Source organism: Streptomyces murinus (genome assembly GCF_002154555.1).
GTDB lineage: Bacteria > Actinomycetota > Actinomycetes > Streptomycetales > Streptomycetaceae > Streptomyces > Streptomyces murinus.
In genome coordinates this window covers 1-21,425 of sequence record NZ_MUNF01000069.1, presented here as the reverse complement: position 1 = coordinate 21,425, position 21,425 = coordinate 1, and the positions used below count along the sequence as shown (strand labels likewise).

Here is a 21,425-nt window from a genome sequence, read left to right as displayed (position 1 = left end):
GCCGCCCTCCCCCGCCCGTCCCGGATCGCCTCGGCCAGCTCCTCGAGCCGGTCCTTGCGCCGGGCCATCAGTACGACGGCCGCGCCCTCTTCGGCGAAGAGCCTCGCGGCGGCGGCCCCGATGCCGCTGGACGCGCCCGTGATCATGACCGTTCGACCCTGTAACGCTCGCGATACATGCGGCATGGGCAGATTTAACGCCATCCATGACGGACACGACAGCCTTTAGACGGCGATCAAGCCTGATTCCCGTCAATCATCGGAGAATCACCCTCACGCCGCCGCAGTGCCTCCATGACACGGTCCGCGCACTCCTCGGTGGCGATCAGCGGCAGCAGGAGGGACCACATCTGCCGTATACGGTCCGGCAGGTCCCGCCGCCCGCTGTCGAGCTGGGAGTTCATCTGCGCCCCCGTGCTGGCGTTGACCATCAGCTGCGCCAAGGTCAACACGTCCACCTCGGGCCGCAACTCGCCGTTCTCATGGGCCTCGTGAAGGAACGGAAGGATCACTCCCGCCCACTGGCGGTAGGAATCGCCCTCCTCGCTGCGGACGAAGTACTCCTGGTCCATCACCAGTCGGGCGCCCGCCAGCAGTAAAGGGTCCTGCGTGAGCCGCGTCGCCCACTCGAGGGTGATGTCGACGGCGCCCTGGAGGCCGGCCGCCGCCGGTGACATCACCAGCTCCGGCTGGGCCCGGACTATCTCGCGGGCGAGGTGCTCCTTCGATTCGAAGTGGAAGTAGAGCGCCCCCAGCGTGAGGTTCGCCCTACGGGTGATCTTGCTGACGCTCGCCCCTGCGAAGCCCAGTTCGGCGAAGACCTCGGCGCCTGCCCGCAGGATGGCCGCCCGCGTCCGGGCGCTCCGTTCTTGTTGAGCCATAGACCTGTCCTCATACTCTCTCGACAAATAAATATAGTCATCATTATGTTGGTCGCAGAACCCCTTGCACCACTGCCTTTGGCACATGCCGCCGCCTGACTCGCGCCGTTCCAGGGGGAACATCATGAACGTGACAACTGGCTCGATCACGCCCCTCAAGGGTGTCCAGCCCGTCTCTGCGACCCTCACCCGCAAAACCGTACCCGGCCAGGTGTTCTTGTCGGGATGGCGCAGCCACGACGACGGGATCTCACACACCGTCATCGCTCACTGGCCCACGCGCCACCCCCTCTACGCGCCGCACGCGGATCGCTACAACCCCCTGCTCTTCTCCGAGACGATCAGACAGTCCCTCGCCCTGTTGTCCCACGTCGCCCACGAGGTCCCCCTGGACTTCCGCCTGGGGTGGGAGTCCTACGACAGCTCCATCGTCCCGGCGGCGCTGAGCGCCCGGACGCCACCGACCGACGTACGCCTGACGATCACTCACACCAAGGTGACCCGCCGCCGGCTCGGCTCCACCCACCTCGCCGCCCAGATCACGGCCATGCGCGACGAGCAGCCCCTCGGCATCGCCCGGGTCCGCTACATCGCCCATCCCCCGGCGATCTACAGCAGGCTTCGCGGAGAGCACGCCGACGCACGGGCCGCCACCGCACGTGCCCTGCCCCTGGGCCCCGCTCTCGACGGAGCCGTCCGCGGCGGCGAGACCTCGCCGGAGAACGCCGTCCTGAGCCCGCTCGGGGAACCGCACCGCTGGCAGCTGCGGGCGGACACCGCCAACCGCGCCTTCTTCGACCACGACCACGACCACGTACCGGGGCTGCTCCTCCTGGAGGCCGCCGCCCAAGCGGTCCACGCCATGTCCGGCACCGCCCGGATCGCCCTCATGGAGTTCGACGCCAGTTTCGCCCGCTACGTCGAACTGGACGCCCCCTGCTGGGTCGAGGCCACCCCCCTGCGCCGCAACAGGGGCGGCATGGTCAGCACGGACGTCACCGGGGAGCAGAACGGCAGACAGGTCTTCTCCATACATGTCACCGCCGAACTCACCTGAAGCCGAGGCGGGTGACCCACAGAGCTACCTGCGAAAAGAAGAAAGGCCCAGGTCAGATGCTCTCTGTCCTGGGCCTCACCTGAGCCGCTTTCGGGATTCGAACCCGAGACCTACGCATTACGAGTGCGTTGCTCTGGCCATCTGAGCTAAAGCGGCATGTTGCGTGCACCTAGGGTGCGGTCGGCAACGTCGGTAAGTCTACACAGTTTCCCGGGGTGCTTCGTACCGGCCCCGGGGCGAGGAGATCCGGGGCCGGACGGGGGCTGGGGCCTCTCTTTCGGATCTTGTCGGGGGCGCGGGGTCTGGCGCGCACGCCCGCACTGCCTCAAGGGCGTGGGGGCACCCCGGCACCCCCCGCGGCGTCGTCACTCGCCGACTCCCCCCAAGCTCGGCTTCACTCGCGCGGAGCCCCCAGCGCGTGGACTCACTCCTCCGCCTTGCAGCTGCACGCACCAGACCCCGCTCGGGTCAGCCGAGAGGGGCCGTTGTCGGCGGCCGGCCTGATCCGGAGGAAAGGCCCTACGAGCAGCGTTTGCCCGGGGAGGGTGGGGTGCCGTGGAGGAGGTAGGTGTCGATGGCGGAGTCGACGCAGGTGCTGCCGCGGAGGAAGGCGGTGTGGCCGTCGCCTGCGTAGGTCAGGAGGTGGCCGGAGGAGAGCTGGTGGGCCAGGGACTGGGCCCAGCGGTAGGGGGTGGCCGGGTCCCGGGTGGTGCCGACGACCACGATCGGCGCCGCGCCCTTCGCCGGGATGCGGTGCGGCTCGCCCGTGGCCCGCACCGGCCAGTACGCGCAGTTCAGCGACTGCCAGGCCAGGCCCTCGCCGAAGACCGGTGACGCCTTCTCGAACGCGGACTGCGCCTGCCGCAGCTGATCGACGCCGGTGAAGGCGGGCGGCAGATCCAGGCAGTTCACGGCGTTGTTGGCCATCATCAGATTGCTGTAGTGGCCACTGGCGTCCCGCTCGTAGTAGCTGTCGGAGAGGGCCAGCAGCGCCGCGCCGTCGCCCTTCATCGCCGAGGTCAGCGCCGCGCGCAGCTGGCTCCAGGCGCCCTCGTCGTACATCGCCGCGATCACGCCGGTGGTGGCCAGTGCCTCGCCCAGCTTGCGGCCGTCGCCGTCGCCCGTCGCCACCGGGTGGCCGTCCAGCTTGCGGAAGAAGGCCCTGAGGTGGTCGGCGGCCTGCGTCGGCGTCGTACCCCTGCCCCCGATCGGGCAGTCGGTGCGGCGCAGGCAGTCCTGGGTGAACGCCTGGAACGCCGTCTCGAAGCCCTGGGCCTGCTCCAGGTTCACCGTGCGGGAGTCCAGCGAGGGGTCCAGCGCGCCGTCCAGGACGACGCGGCCCACCCGGCTCGGGAAGAGGCCGGCGTAGGTCGCCCCGAGGAAGGTGCCGTACGACGCCCCGACGTAGTTCAGCTTCGCGTCGCCCAGCGCCGCGCGCAGGATGTCCGTGTCCCGGGCCACCTCGACCGTGGAGACATGCCGCAGCAGCCGCGCCGAGTGCTCCCCGCAGGCCTGCGCGAACTTCTCGTCCGCCGCGACCGCCGCGTTCTGCTCCGCCCGGTCGTCGGGGGTCACGTCGGTCTGGGTGTACGTGTCCATCCGGCGGTCGTCGAGGCACTCGACGGGCTCGCTGCGGGCGACGCCGCGCGGGTCCATCGCCACCATGTCGTAGCGGGCGCGGACCTCGGCGGGGTAGCCGAGACCGGCGTACTGCTGGAGGTAGCCCACCGCCGAGCCGCCGGGGCCGCCCGGGTTGACCACCAGGGAGCCGAGCGGCTTGCCCTTGCCGGTGGCGGCCTTGCGGGTCACCGCGAGCCGTACGTCGCCCGCGCCCGGCCGGTCGTAGTCCAGCGGCGCCTTCAACGTGGCGCACCGGAAACCGGGGACGCCGCAGTCGCGCCAGGTCAGACGCTGTGTGTAGTACGGCGCGAGCGCGGCCGGAATCGCGCGCGGCAGCGGGGCCAGGACGGGGGCGCTCGCCGCGTCGCTCCGTGCCGACGCCGCCGAGGACGGCTTGATCGAGCTGCTGCCAGGGGAGCACGCGGACACGAGGAGCGCCGCGGTCATCAGGGCGACGGCCGTGAACCGGGCGTGGGCCGCGGGGCGCCCGTCGCGCGGCCGGGAGGGGAAGGACCTGGTCTGCATCAGGCGAGCGTAACGCTGGGCGATGCGGCGGATGCGGGGAGTCGGGATTGTCGCCCCGTACGGGGGACGGGGTGCGGCGAGGGGATCAGGAGGGGCATCGTCAGCCCGCCCGCAACGCCATCGTCATCGCCTCCACCGCCAGCAGCGGAGCCACATTGCGGTCCAGGGCCTCACGGCACGCGGCGATCGCCTCGATGCGGCGCAGGGTGGACTCCGGGGAGCCGGCGCGGGCCAGCCGGTCCAAGGCGTCCTCCGCGTCGGTGTTGGCGATCGCCACCCGGGAGCCGAGCTGGAGGGCGAGGACGTCGCGGTAGAAGGTGGTGAGGTCGCCGAGGGCCACGTCCAGGCTGTCGCGCTGGGTACGGGTGCGGCGGCGCTTCTGCATGTCCTCCAAATCCTTCATCACGCCCGCCGTGCCGCGCGGCAGCCGGCCGCCCTGGGCCGCGCCGAGCGCCGCCTTCATCTCCTCGGCCTCCTTGCCGTCCATCTCCTCGGCGAGCTGCTTGGCGTCCTCGGCTGCCGCGTCGACCAGTTCCTGGGCGGCCCGCAGGCAGGCGCCGACCTCGTCCAGGCGCAGCGGGAGCTTCAGGACGGCGGCACGGCGCTCGCGGGCGGCCGGGTCGGTGGCCAGGCGCCGGGCGCGGTCCACATGCCCCTGGGTGGCGCGGGCGGCGTCGGCGGCGGCCTGGGGGTCCACGCCGTCGCGTCGTACGAGCATGTCGGCGACCGCGTCCACGGACGGGGTGCGCAGGTTCAGATGGCGGCAGCGGGAGCGGATGGTCGGCAGGACGTCCTCGATGGAGGGGGCGCACAGCAGCCAGACCGTGCGGGGGGCGGGCTCCTCGACGGCCTTGAGCACGGCGTTCGCCGACTTCTCGTTCAGCCGCTCGGCGTCCTCGACCAGGATGATCTGCCAGCGGCCGTTCGCCGGCGCGGTGAACGACTTGCGGACCGTGTCCCGCATGTCCTTCACCAGGATCTCGGCGCCGACCGCGGCGACCGCGGTGACGTCCGCGTGGGTGCCGAGCAGCGCGGTGTGACAGCCGTCGCAGAAGCCGCAGCCGGGGGCGCCGCCGAGGGCCCGGTCGGGGCTCACGCACTGGAGGGCCGCGGCGAAGGCCCGCGCCGCCTGGTCGCGGCCCGCGCCGGGCGGCCCGGTGAACAGCCACGCGTGCGTCATCCGGGACGTCTCCGGCAGCGGCTCGTCCGCCGCGGCGGCGGTGACCTGGGCGTCGGCGTCCCGAGCGGCGGCGCCCAGCACCGCGCTCACCTTCTCCTGCCCGACGAGGTCGTCCCACACGCTCATGGGTCACGCCGCCCTTCCGTCACACTCCGCGTTCCGACCTCCATTGTGCGGGTGGGGTCTGACAACCGGGACCACGCCGGAAACGCCGGACGGCGCCCGCCTCCTGCCGCAGCAGGACGCGAGCGCCGTCTCGAAGGGTCCGGGATCAGCCCCTGCGCCCCCTGCGGGGCCCGTCCTCGTCGTCGTACGACCCCAGCAACTCGTCCGCCAGCGACGGCAGATCGTCCAGCGGGGTCTCCTCGGCCCAGTCGGGGCGCGGGCGCCGGCGGGCGGTGCCCGCGGTGCCGGGCTGGGGCATCTCGCGGGTGCGGTCCTCGGAGCCGTCGGGGCCCGCGGACCGCTCGTCGCGGAAGAAGCCGCGCGGCATCCGGTCGGCCGGGGCGTCGTCGCGCACGGGCGGCAGTACGGCCGTCTCGTCCGCGCCCACCTGCGGCAGTACGGCGGTCTCCTCGGCGGCGCTCGCGGGCACCTGCGGCAGCACCGCCGTCTCGTCCGCGGCGCCCGGCACGGCCGGCGGCTGGGGCAGCTCGGCGGTCGTCTCGGCCTCGGAGGGCGTGTGACGAGCGTTCCGGGTGTCCCGGCCGGAGGACCGCTCGTCCTCGGCCGGCGAGACGATCGGCGTAGGCACCGTCTCCTCCGTGCCCGGGCCCGGCGACACCATGGGGGTGGCGACCGTGGCCGCGTCCGAGGTCACGCCGGGGGCCTTCGGCTGGGGGCTGCCGGGCCTGCGGGCGGCCACATCGGCGGCCGCCGCGGCCTCGGCGGCCTGACGGCGGGCCTGCTCGGCACGGAGCAGGGCGCTCTCCGCCTTGCGCTGCGCCTCCAGGCGCCGGGCGGCCTCCTCGGCGCGCTCCTTGGCCTCGCGGGCCTCCTCCTCGGCGCGGATCCGGGCCTGGCGGGCCTCCTCCTCCGCGCGCAGCCGGGCCTCTTCCTCGGCCTGCCTGCGGCGGCGCTCCTCCTCGGCCTTGCGGCGCGCCTCCTCCTCGGCGCGGGCCTTCTCCTCGGCGAGCAGCCGCTGCCGCTCCTCCTCGGCGCGCCGGGCCGCCTCGGCCGCCCGCTGCCGGGCCTCCTCGGCCTGCCGCTCGGCCTCGCGGCGCTGCGCCTCCTCCAGCTCGCGGCGCTTGCGCTCCTCCTCCTCGGCACGCAGCCTGGCCAGCTCCTCCTGGCGCTCGCGCTCCAGGCGCTCCTCCTCGGCCTTGCGCGCGGCCTCTTCCTCGGCCTTGCGGCGCGCCTCCTCCTCGGCCTTCCTGCGCGCCTCCTCCCGGGCCTCGATCTCGGCCTCGGACAGCGGCAGCACGGTGTCGAGGCGGTGCCGGATCACGGTGGTGACGGCCTCGGGCTCCTGCCCGGCGTCGACCACCAGATAGCGGCCGGGGTCGGAGGCGGCCAGGGTGAGGAAACCGGAGCGCACGCGCGCGTGGAACTCCGCGGGCTCCGACTCCAGCCGGTCCGGGGCCTCGGTGAACCGCTCGCGGGCGGCCTCCGGGGCGACATCCAGCAGCACGGTCAGATGCGGCACCAGACCGTCGGTCGCCCAGCGGTTGATGCGGGCGATCTCGGTCGGGGACAGATCGCGGCCTGCGCCCTGGTAGGCGACGGAGGAGTCGATGTAGCGGTCGGAGATCACCACCGCGCCACGCTCCAGGGCGGGGCGTACGACGGTGTCGACGTGCTCGGCGCGGTCGGCGGCGTACAGCAGTGCCTCCGCGCGGTGGGACAGTCCGGCCGAGGAGACGTCCAGCAGGATCGAGCGCAGCCGCTTGCCCACCGGGGTGGCCCCCGGCTCGCGGGTGAGCACGACCTCGTGGCCCTTGCCGCGGATCCACTCGGCGAGGGCCTCGGCCTGGGTGGACTTGCCGGCGCCGTCACCGCCCTCCAGGGCGATGAAGAAGCCGTTCGTGGCCTGCGCCTCGACCGGGTCGTCGCCGCCGAGCAGCGCGTCCTTGAGGTCCTGGCGCAGCGGGATGCCGGAGCGGTCGTCGACCTTGGCGAGCACCAGGGCGGCCACCGGCAGCAGCAGCGCGCCGATCAGCATCAGGGTGAACGAGGCGCCGCCGTGCGCGAACACGAAGCGGCCGTTCTCCAGCCGGTGCCGGCCGATCAGCCCGGCGATCACCGGGGCGATCACGGCGCCCAGCGCTATGAAGACGCGCACGACGGCCTGGAGGTGCTCGGTGACACGCGCCCGGCGGTAGTCCTCGGTCTCCTGGTCGAGCAGCGCGTGCCCGGTGTTGGCGGCGACGCCCGCGCCGAGGCCCGCCAGGGTGACGATCAGCAGCACCGTGGTGACGTCCGGGACCAGACCGGCGGCCAGCAGCGCGATGCCGGTGAAGGCGATCGCCAGGGCCAGCAGCCGGCGGCGGGACAGCGAGGGCAGCACGGCGGGGGCCGTACGGATGCCGACCGCGACGCCACCGGTCAGGCCGAGCACCAGCAGGCCGAACAGGACCGGGCCGCCGCCCAGGTCGGTCGCGTGCAGCACGCACACGGAGACGGCGGCGGCGATGACACCGGCCACGGCGGCGCAGGCGAGGACGAGCAGCGGGATCGCGCCCGTGCGCCCCTTGTCGACACCGGCGCCGGTGCGCGGGCGGCGCAGGCCCTCCAGCGGGGAGCGGGGGCGCGGGGTGCGCGTGCCGGGCAGCTCAAGGAAGGTCAGCAGGGAGAGGGAGGCGGCGAACAGGCCCGCCGCCACGTACGACGCGAGGGCCGCGTGGTGCTGGTCGAACCAGGGCAGGCCGGTGCCCAGCAGGTTGTTGAGCAGGGCGGCGACGACCAGGGCGGCGGCGGCCAGCGGTACGGCGAGGAAGGTGGTGCGCAGCGCGAGGCGGCGCAGGGTGTCCATGTGGTCCGGCAGCGGCCGGACGGTCGCGCCCTCCGGCGGCGGGGCGGGCAGCAGGGCCGGGGCCGCGCCCTCGCGGCACACCGTCCACAGCCGCTCGGCGACGCCGGTGACGAAGGCGGTGACCAGCAGCACGGCGGGCGCGTCCGCCGGGGTCCAGTCGATCCACAGGGGGGCCACGATCAGCAGCGCGGCGCGCAGGCCGTCGGCGCCGACCATGGTCCAGCGGCGGTCGAGCGGGCCCTCCTGGGCGGTGAGCGTCGTCAGCGGGCCGAGCAGGACCGCTCCGAAGAGCAGCGCGGCGAGGCCGCGGGCCGCGAAGACCGTCGCGACCGCGAACGCCACGCCTCGGTAGCCGCCGCCGAACGATCCCTGGGTGATCGCCGCCTGGAGGACGAGGACGACCAGGACGAGAAGGGCGAGGGTGTCGCCGACACCGCTCACCAGCTGCGCGCTCCACAGGCGCCGCAATTGCGGTCGGCGCAACAGGGAACGCACGGCGCGTTCGCGGGAGTCCGCGACCAGGGCGTCGTCCGGTGCTGGAGTGTGGGCCGTTGGCTGCTCGGCTCGCGTCATGCGTTCAGCCTATCCGCAGCCACCGACACCACACCCCGCACTCCTGGCATGCGCACGCCCCGACACCAAAGTGATGCCGGGGCGTGCGCGGGGCGAAACGAGACGCCTGGGGTCTCGGCCCGGTGAGCCGAGTCGGGCTCGGTCCTCCGAACCGGGCTCAGTCCTCCGAACCGGAAGCCGTCGACTTGGTCGCCGTCGCCTTCTTGGCGGTCGTCTTCTTCGCCGTCGTCTTCTTCGCGGCGCTCGCCGTCGTCTTCTTGGCCGCCGTCTTCTTGGCGGCGGTCTTCTTCGCCGGGGCGGTCTTCTTGGCCGCCGCCTTCTTGGCGGTCTTCTTGGCCGGGGTCTTCGCGCGCTTCTCGGCAAGAAGTTCGAAGCCGCGCTCCGGGGTGATCTCCTCGACGCTGTCGCCGGAGCGCAGGGTCGCGTTGGTCTCGCCGTCGGTGACGTACGGCCCGAAGCGGCCGTCCTTGACCACGACCGGCTTCTTGGAGACCGGGTCCTCGCCCAGCTCCTTCAGCGGCGGCTTGGCGGCGGCCCGACCGCGCTGCTTCGGCTGGGCGTAGATCGCCAGGGCCTCTTCCAGCGTGATGGTGAAGAGCTGGTCCTCGGACTGGAGCGAGCGCGAGTCCGTGCCCTTCTTCAGATACGGCCCGTAGCGGCCGTTCTGGGCGGTGATCTCCTGGCCCTCGGCGTCGGTGCCGACGACACGCGGCAGGGACATCAGCTTCAGCGCGTCGTCCAGCGTCACCGTGTCCAGCGCCATGGACTTGAAGAGGGAGGCGGTGCGCGGCTTGACCGCGTTCTTGCCGGTCTTCGGGGTGCCCTCGGGGAGGATCTCGGTGACGTACGGGCCGTAGCGGCCCTTCTTGGCGACGATCTGGTGGCCGGTGACCGGGTCGGCGCCCAGCTCGACATCGCCGCTGGGCTCGGCCAGCAGCTTCTCGGCCAGCTCGACGGTCAGCTCGTCCGGCGCCAGGTCGTCGGGGATGTCGGCGCGCTGGTGCTGCTCGGTGTCCTTCTCGCCGCGCTCGATGTACGGGCCGTAGCGGCCGACCCGCAGCACGATGCCGTTGCCCACCGGGAAGGAGGACACCTCGCGGGCGTCGATCGCGCCCAGGTCGGTGACGAGTTCCTTGAGGCCGCCGAGGTGGTCCCCGTCGCCGTTGCCCGCGTCGGCGGCGGCGCCGCTGATGGTGCCCTCGCCGAAGTAGAAGCGCTTCAGCCACGGCACGGCCTGGGCCTCGCCGCGGGCGATGCGGTCGAGGTCGTCCTCCATCTTGGCGGTGAAGTCGTAGTCGACCAGCCGGCCGAAGTGCTTCTCCAGAAGGTTTACGACGGCGAAGGACAGGAAGGACGGCACGAGCGCCGTGCCCTTCTTGAAGACATAGCCGCGATCGAGGATCGTGCCGATGATCGACGCATAGGTCGACGGCCGGCCGATCTCGCGCTCTTCCAGCTCCTTGACCAGGGAGGCCTCGGTGTAGCGGGCCGGGGGCTTGGTGGCATGGCCGTCGACCGTGATCTCCTCGGCGGACAGCGCGTCGCCCTCGGCGACCTGCGGCAGCCGGCGCTCGCGGTCGTCCAGCTCGGCGTTCGGGTCGTCGGCGCCCTCGACGTACGCCTTGAGGAAGCCGTGGAAGGTGATCGTCTTGCCGGAGGCGCTGAACTCCACGTCCCGGCCGTCGGCGGCGGTGCCACCGATCTTCACGGTCACGCTGTTGCCGGTCGCGTCCTTCATCTGGGAGGCGACGGTCCGCTTCCAGATCAGCTCGTACAGCTTGAACTGGTCGCCGGTCAGACCGGTCTCCGCGGGGGTGCGGAAACGATCACCCGAGGGACGGATCGCCTCGTGCGCCTCCTGCGCGTTCTTGACCTTCACCGCGTACGTACGCGGCTGCGGGGGCAGGTAGTCGGCGCCGTACAGCTGCGTGACCTGGGCGCGGGCGGCCGCGATGGCGGTCTCGCTCAGCGTCGTTGAGTCCGTACGCATGTACGTGATGTAGCCGTTCTCGTACAGCTTCTGGGCGATCTGCATGGTCGCCTTGGCGCCGTAGCCGAGCTTGCGGCTGGCCTCCTGCTGGAGCGTCGTCGTACGGAACGGCGCGTACGGCGAGCGGCGGTACGGCTTCGACTCCACCGAGCGCACGGCGAAGCGGGTGTTCTCCAGGGCGGCGGCCAGCGAGCGGGCGGTGGCCTCGTCCAGGTGGAGGGTGTTCGCGGTCTTCAGCTGCCCCACGGAGTCGAAGTCACGGCCCTGCGCGACACGCCGTCCGTCGACGGTCTGCAACCGCGCGACCAGCGACGACGGGTCGGAGGAGTCGCCCGCGCGGCCGGTGCCGAAGGTGCCGGTGAGGTCCCAGTACTCGGCGGAGCGGAAGGCGATGCGCTCGCGTTCCCGCTCGACCACGAGCCGGGTGGCGACGGACTGGACGCGGCCGGCCGACAGCCGGGGCATGACCTTCTTCCACAGGACCGGCGAGACCTCGTAGCCGTAGAGGCGGTCGAGGATGCGGCGGGTCTCCTGGGCGTCGACCAGCTTCTGGTTGAGCTGGCGCGGGTTGGCGACGGCCTCGCGGATCGCGTCCTTGGTGATCTCGTGGAAGACCATCCGCTTGACGGGGATCTTCGGCTTGAGGACCTCCTGGAGGTGCCAGGCGATGGCCTCGCCCTCGCGGTCCTCATCGGTGGCCAGGAAGAGTTCGTCGGAGTCCTTCAGCAGGTCCTTGAGCTTCTTGACCTGAGCCTTCTTGTCCGCGTTGACCACGTAGACCGGCTGGAAGTCGTGCTCGACGTCCACGCCGAGGCGGCGCACCTCGCCGGTGTACTTCTCGGGCACCTCGGCGGCGCCGTTGGGGAGGTCACGGATGTGCCCGACGCTCGCTTCGACTACGTAGCCGGGGCCGAGGTAGCCCTTGATCGTCTTCGCCTTGGCAGGCGACTCGACGATGACGAGTCGGCGGCCGCCCTGTGCGGTCTCGCTGGTCGGGGACAACTTCGCTCTTCTCTCCGGTCGACGCTGTGGCCTCCCCAGGCCTTGGTCCCGGGGTCGCGGCGTACTGCTGGCACGTGTGGCGCTGCGGAGTGTGACGGTACATCCCGCCCCCGTGTCAAACGGGAAAAGCCCACAACGGCCACTCGAACGGTAACCCGACTACCGGCATTCCTGCCGCCCGGAGTGCCGGGTACCCCGTCCGGGTCTGTCCGGAGCGTGACGCTCCTCTTACTCTCGCGACACACCGGGGAGCGGGCGCCCGCCGACGTCAGAGGCGCGTGAGGCAGTAGCCGCCGAGGGCCAGCGCGAGGGTTCCGGCCGCGCTCGCGAGGGTGGCCGATGCGACCCGGTTCACACCGAGGGCCACCGCCTCACCGCGTCGCAGCCGCACCCCGGTCCACACCAGCAGAGCCCCTCCGAACAGGACAAACACCAATCCGACGAAAGCCGCCGGCCCCCGCTCCATCCGCCACCCACCCCTTCCGACTCGACCCAGCGCGTGGACCCTGACACGCGGGGGCGACGACCGGGCGACATCGGGGTGAACGGGGGGCCGACGGAACGACGCCCAAGGGGGTGGGAAAGCACGAGTACGGCTCCCCCGCCCCGGGCCAGATATTTTTCCGGCCGTTTTGCAATCGACGGGGCGGCCGGGAGTGCCGGAGGCATGGTCCGGGAGGTGGAGTGAGGGTGTCGTGTCGCGGGCGGGGGCCTCGGGCGACGGGGCTCCACGAGCGACCGAGCCGGGGTATGCGCCGCCCGCGTGCGGCGGCGCCCTGCCGACGACGAGGACGAGCCTCCGGGCGTCGGCCGGCCCGAAGGTGGGCGCGTGCCGGGTACGACGGTCCGCGCGTGGCGGGGACGGGCCTCCGCGCGCGGCCGACCCCACGTGGGCCCGCGCGGGGTCCGTCGCCGTCGGCACGATGTGCGCAGGTCCCGAGCGGGCCCGCCCATCCGGATGTCGCGCCCACCGCAGATGACGGCCCTCGCGAACCCCGGACGGCTCGCCCACCCGTGAGTCGCAACCCGCCGCCGATCACGAGCCGCGCCGACCCCACTGGGACACCCCCAGGCGCCCGGCCGACACCGTCCCCAACGGCCCCGCGTGGAGCCGCCCCTCAGACCACCGGCTCCAGGAACCCCTGTTCCACCAGGAGGCGGATCTGGGCCGGGGTCTGGTCGCGGAGGCGGACGGCGTCCTCGCCCATCAGCTGGGCGATGGCGTCCAGGATGCGGCCGGCGCTCAGGGTGCCGTCGCAGACGCCCGCGAAGCCCGCGCCGACCGTGTCCACCTTGGTGGCGCGGCGCATGCCGCGGTGCTGGCGGAGCACGACGTGCTCGGGGTCCTCCGCGCCGGGCAGCCCGACCTGTTCCTGCACCACCTCGCCGACCAGCCTGAAGTGATGGGCGAGCAGCGCCGCGTCGTCGTGCTCGCGGAGGTAGTCGAGGCGTTCGAAGTGCGCCCGGACGGTGTCCCCGAGGGGCTGCTCCACCGGGTGCGGCCACTCCTCCACCGTGAGGGACGGCTCGGCCGCGCCCGTCCTGCGCAGGGTGATCCAGCCGAAGCCGATCGCCTTGACCTTGCGCGCCTCGAACTCGTCGAGCCAGGCGTCGTACCGCGCCTGGTACTCCGCCGGGTCCCCGCGGTGGTCCCCGGCGTCCCGCAGCCACAACTCGGCGTACTGCGTGACGTCCTGCACCTCGCGCTGCACGATCCAGGCGTCGCACCCGCGCGGCACCCACGACCTGAGCCGGTCCTGCCAGTCCTCTCCCGCCACGTGCTGCCAGTTGGCGAGGAACTGCGCGAACCCGCCCTCGTTCAGCCGTTCCCCCGCCTGCTGGACGAGCGAGCGGCACAGATCGTCCCCGCCCATGCCGCCGTCACGGTAGGTGAGCCGGGCGCCGGGCGAGATCACGAACGGCGGGTTGGAGACGATCAGGTCGAACTTCTCGTCGTCACGCACCGGTTCGAAGAGCGAGCCCTCGCGCAGCTCGGCGGCGGGCGCGCCGGAGAGCGCCAGCGTGAGCGCCGTGATGTGCAGCGCGCGGGGGTTGAGGTCGGTCGCCGTCACGCGCGTGGCGTGCCGGGAGGCGTGCAGTGCCTGGATGCCCGAGCCGGTGCCGAGGTCCAGGGCGGCGGCGACCGGCGTGCGCACGGTGATCCCGGCGAGCGTGGTGGACGCGCCCCCGACCCCCAGTACGACGCCCTCGGCCCGCTGTCCGATACCGCCCGCGCCGCCGACCGCGCAGCCCAGGTCGGACACGATGAACCAGTCCTCGCCGCCGGGCCCGCCGTACGGCCGTACGTCCACCTGGGCGGCCACCTCGTCGCCGCCCACCCGCACCAGCCACCCGGTCTCGACCGCTTCCTCGACGGGGAGCACGGCGGCCACCCGCGCGCGGGGCACGGGCTGCTGGAGCAGGAAGAGCCGTACGAGGGTCTCCAGCGGCGTGTCGCCACGGGTCGCCCGTAGCGCGGGCACGGTCTCGCTGCGGGCCAGCGCCGTGTACGCGGGCGCGCCGAGCAGTTCGAGCAGCCCGTCGGCGGTGAAGGAGGCGGCCAGCAGCGCGTCCCGCAGCCGCGCGGCGGCCTCGGGACGGTCGGCGGCGGGCAGGGGGGCGGGTCCGGAGTCAGTCACGGTCCCATTGTGTCCCGCGCGGACCGAGGGGGACGGCGCACACAGCCGTCCCCACCCCTCAGTCGTGGATCAGCCCGCCGTGGAGGCCGCGGAGGGCGAGGACGACGTCGAGGAGGCGACCTTCTTGCAGCTGGGCTGCTGGGCGATGGCGTCCTGCACCTCGCCCTGCTGGAGGGCCTTCAGCGACTCGGTGCCGCTCTGGTGCTTCTTCTCCAGCTCGGTCATCTGCGTGGCGACGTCGTGCAGCCCGGAGGCGAACTTCGCCTGGTCCTTGGTGTCCAGGTCGTCGACCTGCTTCTTCAGATCGGCGTAGGAGGCCGAGAGGCTGTTGAAGCTCTTGACGACATCGCCGAGCCGCTTGGCGCCACCGGAGACCCCGGGAGGCGCGCCGGCCGCGTTGACCGCGGTCGCGATCGCCTTGTAGCCGTCGGCCATGTCCTGGAAGGCCTTGGAGTCGGTCTTCTGGAGCGTCTCGGGCTTGGCCGTGTCGGCGGCCGTCGTGGAGATCGCCGCGTTCGCCGCCTTGATCTTCGCGTCCTGCGCGGGCACGGCGTCGCACACCGACTTGGCCCAGGAGACGAGCTTGGGGTCGGGCCCCTTGGGGGCGCTGTTGCCGCTGCATCCCGACAGCGCAGCCACCAGTACCGCACCGCCGGACAGTGCGGCCGCGAGCTTCTTGTTCACCGGATTGGTCCCTTCCATGGCTCTCGGGCCCCGGACCCTACACGGCGGACGCACACCCTCCGCACACCGATTTCTCCCTAAGTACCTTTTATTACTTTTTGCGCGAGAGAAGGCTCACGACGGGCCGTCCCCGCGCACACGAACGGGCGGGCGGCGCGTCCTTCGCACGCACCGCCCGCCCGCTCTTTGCGCAGGCCGTCTGCCGAAACCTACGAAACCACCGCCGCGTCGGCCGAGTTGGCGACCCGTTCGGTGCTCTCCTCCTCGTCGCCGACGGCGATGCCGCGCCGCTTGGAGATGTACACGGCCGTGCCGATCACCAGCAGCGCGAGGACCGCGACCCCGATCCGTACGCCGAGGTTCTTGTCATGGCCGTAGGAGAACTTGATCACCGCGGGCGCGATGAGCAGCGAGACCAGGTTCATGACCTTCAGCAGCGGGTTGATCGCCGGCCCCGCGGTGTCCTTGAAGGGGTCGCCGACCGTGTCGCCGATCACCGTGGCGGCGTGGGCCTCGCTGCCCTTGCCGCCGTGGTGGCCGTCCTCCACCAGCTTCTTGGCGTTGTCCCAGGCGCCGCCGGAATTGGCGAGGAACACCGCCATCAGCGTGCCCGCGCCGATCGCGCCGGCGAGGTAGGAGCCGAGCGAGCCGACGCCGAGCGTGAACCCGACGAAGATCGGCGCCATCACCGCGAGCAAGCCGGGCGTGGCCAGCTCTCGCAGGGCGTCCTTGGTGCAGATGTCGACGACCTTGCCGTACTCGGGCGTCTCCGTGTAGTCCATGATCCCGGGCTTCTCACGGAACTGCCGCCGCACCTCGAACACCACCGCGCCCGCCGACCGCGACACGGCGTTGATGGCCAGTCCCGAGAAGAGGAAGACGACCGCGGCGCCCGCGATGAGGCCGACCAGGTTGTTGGGCTGCGAGATGTCCAGGGACAGGCTCAGCGGCGCGCCGGGCCCGCTGAGCTTCTCTCCGACGTCCTGCACATTGGTGGTGATCGCGTCGCGGTACGACCCGAAGAGCGCCGACGCCGCGAGCACCGCGGTGGCGATCGCGATGCCCTTGGTGATCGCCTTGGTGGTGTTGCCGACCGCGTCCAGGTTGGTGAGCACCTGCGCGCCGGCGCCCTGGACGTCGCCGGACATCTCGGCGATGCCCTGGGCGTTGTCGGAGACCGGCCCGAAGGTGTCCATGGCGACGATCACACCGACCGTGGTCAGCAGGCCGGTGCCGGCCAGCGCGACCGCGAACAGCGCGAGCATGATCGACGTACCGCCGAGCAGGAACGCGCCGTACACACCGAGCGCGATGAGCAGCGCGGTGTAGACGGCGGACTCCAGGCCGAGCGAGATGCCGGACAGGACGACGGTGGCCGGTCCGGTCAGGGAGGTCTTGCCGATGTCGCGGACCGGGCGCCGGTTGGTCTCGGTGAAGTAGCCGGTCAGCTGCTGGATGACGGCCGCGAGCAGGATGCCGATGGCCACCGCGACCAGGGCGAGGATCCGCGGATCGCCGTCCTTGGCCTTGATCGCCGCGTCCGTCACTCCGCTGAGGTCGGCGTAGCTCGACGGCAGATAGACGAAGACGGCGACGGCGACCAGCGCGAGGGAGATCACCGCGGAGATGAAGAAGCCGCGGTTGATCGCGGTCATGCCGCTGCGGTCGGTGCGCCGGGGGACGACCGCGAAGATGCCGATCATCGCGGTGATCACGCCGATGGCGGGCACCAGCAGCGGGAAGGCGAGCCCGGAGTCACCGAAGGCGACCTTGCCGAGGATCAGCGCGGCCACCAGGGTGACGGCGTACGACTCGAAGAGGTCGGCCGCCATGCCCGCGCAGTCGCCGACGTTGTCGCCCACGTTGTCGGCGATCGTGGCGGCGTTGCGCGGGTCGTCCTCCGGGATGCCCTGCTCGACCTTGCCGACCAGGTCGGCGCCGACGTCGGCGGCCTTGGTGAAGATGCCGCCGCCGACCCGCATGAACATGGCGATCAGGGCGGCGCCGAGGCCGAAGCCCTCCAGGACCTTCGGCGCGTCGGCGGCGTAGGCGAGCACCACACAGGAGGCGCCCAGCAGGCCGAGGCCCACCGTGAACATGCCGACGACACCGCCCGTGCGAAATGCGATCTTCATCGCGGTGTGCGAGACGGTGGTGAGATCTTTTTCGGGTTCGCCCTCGCCCGGGGTCGCCTCCCGGGCCGCGGCGGCGACCCGCACATTGCTTCGTACCGCGAGCCACATGCCGATATAACCGGTGGCGGCCGAGAACACCGCGCCGATCAGGAAGAACACCGAACGCCCGGCACGCTGATTCCAGTCGTCCGCGGGCAGCAGCAGAAGCAGGAAGAAGACGACGACGGCGAATACGCCGAGCGTGCGCAGCTGCCGGGCGAGATACGCCTTGGCGCCTTCCTGTACCGCTTCGGCGATCTTCTTCATGCTGTCGGTGCCCTCGCCCGCGGCGAGCACCTGGCGCACCAGGATCCCCGCGACCACCAGCGCGGCGAGGGCTACCGCCGCGATGACGGCCACGATGACCCTGTTGCCGTTGGTGAGCACCGCGGCCGCGAGGTATGTGGGGTGGTCCAACTCAGAGGGGTAAGAAAGCCCCGCCATTCGTCCTCCTTGACGCTTGGGCTGAGCTCAAGATGTGGACGGATTGTAGGTACCCCTGAGTGATGTCAAAAGAGCACGGTAAACAGAATTGGCCTGCACACACCGGTTGGCGAACCCGAAAGAGGTAATGCCTCAAAAGCATTGACGGACGTCGCCGGTCCCATTGAACCTTGATCGAATGATACGGCTATTGATCGTGAATTACTTCACGAATTCCGGGAGCGCCCGAGAGGCAGTCGGAAATGATCTGCCGAAAACACGATCAGGGCCCTGCCGAAGCAGGGCCCTGATCGTACGTTCGTTTTCTTCGGTCGGCGGTGTCAGCCGACGGTGACCGCGGGCGGGGCGGCAGGCCAGGTCATGCGGATCAGTCCGCCGTTCTCCCCGGTGGTGACCTCGACGTCGTCCACGAGGCCGCTGATGACCGCGAGGCCCATCTCGTCCTCCTCGGCCTCCACGTCCGCGTCCGCCGCGGCGCCCCCGGACACCCGCTCGGCGGGGACCGTGTGCGGGGCTTCGTCGCCGACCTCGATGGAGAACTGTTTCTCCTCCTCGATCAGCGCCACCTTCACCGGCGCGTCGATGCCGCCGATCTGGTGGAGCCCGACGGCACGGGAGCACGCCTCGCCCACGGCGAGCCGCACCTCGTCCAGGACGGCCTCGTCCACTCCGGCCCTGCGTGCCACCGCGGCCGCCACCAGCCGGGCGGTCCTGACATGCTCGGGCAGCGCGCTGAAGCGGAGTTCGACGGTGGCCATGCATCCCCCTCACGACTACGGGACTGCGGTCGGACGGGCTCGCCAGGCCCGCCCCTCAGGAACTTCGTTACCCGGATCCACCCGGGCACACCCGGCACAGCCCCCACGGGGTGCGAGACGGGGTACAACGGCCGGAATCAGGCACGCTCCACCGGCGACCCCACCGCGGGCAGAGGCCGGCGGCAGGGTCGGTCGGACAGGGTCAGTCGGTGGCCGCCACCGCTTCCTCGACCGAGGTGTGGATCGGGAACACCTTGGTGAGGCCGGTGATACGGAAGATCTTGAGAATGCGCTCCTGGTTGCAGACCAGGCGCAGCGAGCCCTCATGGGCACGCACCCGCTTCAGGCCGCCGACCAGCACGCCGAGTCCGGTGGAGTCGAGGAAGTCCACGCCCTCCATGTCGACGACAAGATGGAAATTGCCGTCGTTCACCAGCTCGACCAGCTGCTCGCGCAGCTTTGGCGCGGTGTATACATCGATTTCGCCACCGACCTCGACGACCGTACGATCGCCGACGGTACGGGTCGACAGGGACAGGTCCACGGATCCTCCAGCACCTTGCTATCGAGCGGTCGCCCCTCGGGCACTCGGCTTGCGGCCCCCGGGACGCAACGCCAGCCGCGATGGCATTCAATCACTTACCGGCCTGCGTGTACGACGCCTTGGCTCCATTGTCCGTCACGCCAGTGACACACTCGGTGCCGATGGCCAAGAATCACCGATCCGATCGACCCGTGCCGGACCCGGCGTCCCGCCCGTCTCCGGGCGCTGTCCTGGGCAGACTCGCCTCCGGTCCGAGCCGGGCTGCGCGCATCACTCATACGGAGCACTTGCCCCCGCGCACCGGCCGCCATGCCATCTGGCCTGACCGGATTCGGTCCGAGGTGATCGCGGCCGTCCAGGAGTGCGGCATCGAGCATCCCTGGGCGCATCAGGCGCTGGCCGCCGAGCACGCCCTGGACGGCGATTCGGTGGTCGTCGCCACCGGCACCGCCTCCGGCAAGTCCCTCGCGTATCTCGTACCCGTGCTGTCCACCCTTTTGGAGGGTTCCCGGGCGCCGAACGGCCGAGGGGCCACCGCGCTGTACCTCTCCCCCACCAAGGCGCTCGCGGCGGACCAGTGCCGGTCGGTGAAGGAACTTTCACAACCGCTGGGCACCGCGGTCCGCCCGGCCGTGTACGACGGCGACACCCCCTACGAGGAACGCGAATGGGTGCGCCAGTACGCCAACTACGTTCTCACCAACCCTGACATGCTGCACCGCGGGATATTGCCCTCCCACCCGCGCTGGTCCTCCTTCCTGAAGTCGCTGAAGTACGTCGTCATCGACGAGTGCCACACCTACCGGGGCGTCTTCGGCTCGCATGTCGCCCAGGTGCTGCGCCGGCTGCGCCGCGTCTGCGCCCGTTACGGCTCCTCCCCGGTCTTCCTGCTGGCCTCCGCGACCGCCGCCGAGCCCGCCGTCGCCGCCCGGCGGCTGACCGGCCTGCCGGTGGTGGAGGTCGCCGACGACGCCTCCCCGCGCGGCGAGCTGGTCTTCGCCCTGTGGGAACCCCCGCTCACCGAGCTGCACGGCGAGAAGGGCGCGCCCGTACGGCGTACCGCCACCGCCGAGACCGCCGATCTGCTGACCGACCTGACCGTGCAGGGCGTGCGCTCGGTCGCCTTCGTACGCTCCCGGCGCGGTGCCGAGCTGATCTCGGTGATCGCCCAGGAGAAACTGGCCGAGGTGGACCGCTCCCTGGTCCGGCGGGTCGCGGCCTACCGCGGCGGCTACCTCCCCGAGGAACGCCGCGCCCTGGAGCGCGATCTGCACTCCGGGCAGCTGCTCGGGCTCGCCGCCACCACGGCCCTGGAGCTGGGCGTGGACGTCTCCGGCCTGGACGCGGTGGTGATCTGCGGCTACCCGGGCACCAGGGCCTCCCTGTGGCAGCAGGCGGGCCGTGCGGGCCGCTCCGGGCAGGGCGCCCTCGCGGTCCTCGTCGCCCGGGACGACCCGCTGGACACCTTCCTCGTCCACCACCCGGAGGCCCTGTTCGACCGGCCGGTGGAGTCGACCGTCCTCGACCCCGACAACCCCTACGTGCTCGCCCCGCACCTGTGCGCCGCCGCCGCGGAACTCCCGCTGACCGAGGCGGACCTCGAACTGTTCGGTCCCGCCTGCGCGGACGTGCTGCCGCAGCTGGAGGCCGCGAAGCTGCTGCGCCGGCGGACCCGGGCCTGGCACTGGACCCGCCGGGAACGGGCCGCCGACCTCACCGACATCCGCGGCGGGGGCGGGCGGCCGGTGCAGATCGTGGAGGAGGGCACGGGGCGCCTGCTCGGCACGGTCGACGAGGCCGCCGCGCACTCCACCGTCCACGAGGGCGCGGTCCATCTCCACCAGGGCCGCACCTATCTGGTGCGCTCCCTCGACCTCGCGGACTCGGTCGCCCTGGTCGAACAGGCCGAGCCGCCGTACTCGACGGTCGCCCGCGACACCACCGCCATCTCCGTCCTGGAGACCGACACCGAGATCCCCTGGGGCGCGGGCCGGCTCTGCTACGGCTCCGTCGAGGTCACCAACCAGGTGGTCTCCTTCCTGCGCCGGCGTCTGATCAGCGGCGAGGTGCTGGGCGAGACCAAGCTCGACCTGCCTCCTCGTACGCTGCGCACCCGCGCGGTGTGGTGGACGGTCACCGAGGACCAGCTGGACGAGGCCCGGATCAACCCGGAGATCCTCGGCGGCTCCCTGCACGCCGCCGAGCACGCCTCCATCGGCATGCTGCCGCTCTTCGCGACCTGCGACCGCTGGGACATCGGCGGCGTCTCCGTCCCGCTGCATCCCGACACCCTCCTCCCGACGGTCTTCGTGTACGACGGCCACCCCGGCGGCGCGGGCTTCGCCGAGCGTGCCTTCCACACCGCCCGCGCCGCCGGGGTGGCC

General features: G+C 71.8%; 14 protein-coding genes and 1 tRNA gene. 2 read left to right on the top strand and 13 right to left on the bottom strand.

The genetic code is table 11. The features are described 5' to 3' along the window. Both CCN72_RS05495 and CCN72_RS05490 read right to left on the bottom strand, forming a co-directional pair. Positions 1-146 (bottom strand): SDR family NAD(P)-dependent oxidoreductase (locus CCN72_RS05495; protein ID WP_143664047.1); only part of this gene is annotated, 146 nt, incomplete at its 3' end. Positions 147-235: 89 nt separating this feature from the next. Continuing rightward, positions 236-880 (bottom strand): ScbR family autoregulator-binding transcription factor, encoded by a 645-nt coding sequence (locus CCN72_RS05490; RefSeq protein WP_086806557.1) that lies wholly within the window; start codon positions 878-880, stop codon positions 236-238. A 124-nt stretch (positions 881-1,004) separates the two neighbouring features. On the opposite strand from CCN72_RS05490, the gene CCN72_RS05485 reads away from it, so the two are divergent. Beyond that, positions 1,005-1,937: a ScbA/BarX family gamma-butyrolactone biosynthesis protein gene (locus tag CCN72_RS05485; RefSeq protein ID WP_086806556.1), complete on the top strand. Its 933-nt coding sequence runs from the start codon at positions 1,005-1,007 to the stop codon at positions 1,935-1,937. Between the two features lie 82 nt (positions 1,938-2,019). Here the strand turns inward: CCN72_RS05485 and CCN72_RS05480 are convergent. From CCN72_RS05480 to bldG, 11 genes are all read right to left on the bottom strand, one after another. After that, positions 2,020-2,093, bottom strand: a tRNA-Thr gene (locus tag CCN72_RS05480). Between the two features lie 363 nt (positions 2,094-2,456). Next, the gene (locus tag CCN72_RS05475) at positions 2,457-4,082 is read right to left on the bottom strand and encodes an alpha/beta hydrolase (protein WP_086806555.1); all 1,626 of its coding nucleotides are present in this window, start codon (positions 4,080-4,082) and stop codon (positions 2,457-2,459) included. Positions 4,083-4,182: 100 nt separating this feature from the next. Beyond that, entirely contained in the window at positions 4,183-5,388 is a 1,206-nt protein-coding gene (locus CCN72_RS05470) for a DNA polymerase III subunit delta' (protein ID WP_086806554.1), read from the bottom strand. A gap of 145 nt (positions 5,389-5,533) precedes the next feature. Beyond that, entirely contained in the window at positions 5,534-8,806 is a 3,273-nt protein-coding gene (gene tmk, locus CCN72_RS05465) for a dTMP kinase (protein ID WP_086806553.1), read from the bottom strand. Between the two features lie 157 nt (positions 8,807-8,963). Further along, entirely contained in the window at positions 8,964-11,798 is a 2,835-nt protein-coding gene (gene topA / locus CCN72_RS05460; protein WP_086806552.1) for a type I DNA topoisomerase, read from the bottom strand. Between the two features lie 268 nt (positions 11,799-12,066). Continuing rightward, positions 12,067-12,264, bottom strand: coding sequence for a hypothetical protein (locus tag CCN72_RS05455; RefSeq protein WP_086806551.1), 198 nt, complete (start codon positions 12,262-12,264; stop codon positions 12,067-12,069). Positions 12,265-12,916: 652 nt separating this feature from the next. Continuing rightward, positions 12,917-14,437, bottom strand: a complete 1,521-nt coding sequence (locus CCN72_RS05450; protein WP_086806550.1) for a N5-glutamine methyltransferase family protein — start codon at positions 14,435-14,437, stop codon at positions 12,917-12,919. Between the two features lie 69 nt (positions 14,438-14,506). Further along, positions 14,507-15,139 carry a small secreted protein gene (locus CCN72_RS05445; protein ID WP_202442504.1) on the bottom strand — a complete coding sequence of 211 codons (633 nt, stop codon included), beginning with the start codon at positions 15,137-15,139 and terminating at the stop codon, positions 14,507-14,509. A gap of 191 nt (positions 15,140-15,330) precedes the next feature. Then, positions 15,331-17,739 (bottom strand): sodium-translocating pyrophosphatase, encoded by a 2,409-nt coding sequence (locus tag CCN72_RS05440; RefSeq protein WP_086806548.1) that lies wholly within the window; start codon positions 17,737-17,739, stop codon positions 15,331-15,333. Between the two features lie 320 nt (positions 17,740-18,059). Beyond that, the gene (locus tag CCN72_RS05435) at positions 18,060-18,497 is read right to left on the bottom strand and encodes an ATP-binding protein (RefSeq protein WP_085565855.1); all 438 of its coding nucleotides are present in this window, start codon (positions 18,495-18,497) and stop codon (positions 18,060-18,062) included. Between the two features lie 202 nt (positions 18,498-18,699). Next, on the bottom strand, positions 18,700-19,041 hold the full coding sequence (bldG, locus tag CCN72_RS05430; RefSeq protein ID WP_010986038.1) for an anti-sigma factor antagonist BldG: 342 nt from the start codon (positions 19,039-19,041) through the stop codon (positions 18,700-18,702). Between the two features lie 80 nt (positions 19,042-19,121). Between bldG and CCN72_RS05425 the strand changes: the two genes are divergently transcribed. Further along, a partial coding sequence (locus CCN72_RS05425; protein ID WP_167408646.1) for a DEAD/DEAH box helicase occupies positions 19,122-21,425 on the top strand: 2,304 nt, incomplete at its 3' end.

Coding starts and splice junctions, on each gene's coding strand:
- CCN72_RS05490 (WP_086806557.1), bottom strand. CDS start 880: ATGGCTCAACAAGAACGGAGCGCCCGGACGCGGGCGGCCATCCTGCGG.
- CCN72_RS05485 (WP_086806556.1), top strand. CDS start 1,005: ATGAACGTGACAACTGGCTCGATCACGCCCCTCAAGGGTGTCCAGCCC.
- CCN72_RS05475 (WP_086806555.1), bottom strand. CDS start 4,082: ATGCAGACCAGGTCCTTCCCCTCCCGGCCGCGCGACGGGCGCCCCGCG.
- CCN72_RS05470 (WP_086806554.1), bottom strand. CDS start 5,388: ATGAGCGTGTGGGACGACCTCGTCGGGCAGGAGAAGGTGAGCGCGGTG.
- tmk (WP_086806553.1), bottom strand. CDS start 8,806: ATGACGCGAGCCGAGCAGCCAACGGCCCACACTCCAGCACCGGACGAC.
- CCN72_RS05455 (WP_086806551.1), bottom strand. CDS start 12,264: ATGGAGCGGGGGCCGGCGGCTTTCGTCGGATTGGTGTTTGTCCTGTTC.
- CCN72_RS05445 (WP_202442504.1), bottom strand. CDS start 15,139: ATGGAAGGGACCAATCCGGTGAACAAGAAGCTCGCGGCCGCACTGTCC.
- CCN72_RS05440 (WP_086806548.1), bottom strand. CDS start 17,739: ATGGCGGGGCTTTCTTACCCCTCTGAGTTGGACCACCCCACATACCTC.
- CCN72_RS05435 (WP_085565855.1), bottom strand. CDS start 18,497: ATGGCCACCGTCGAACTCCGCTTCAGCGCGCTGCCCGAGCATGTCAGG.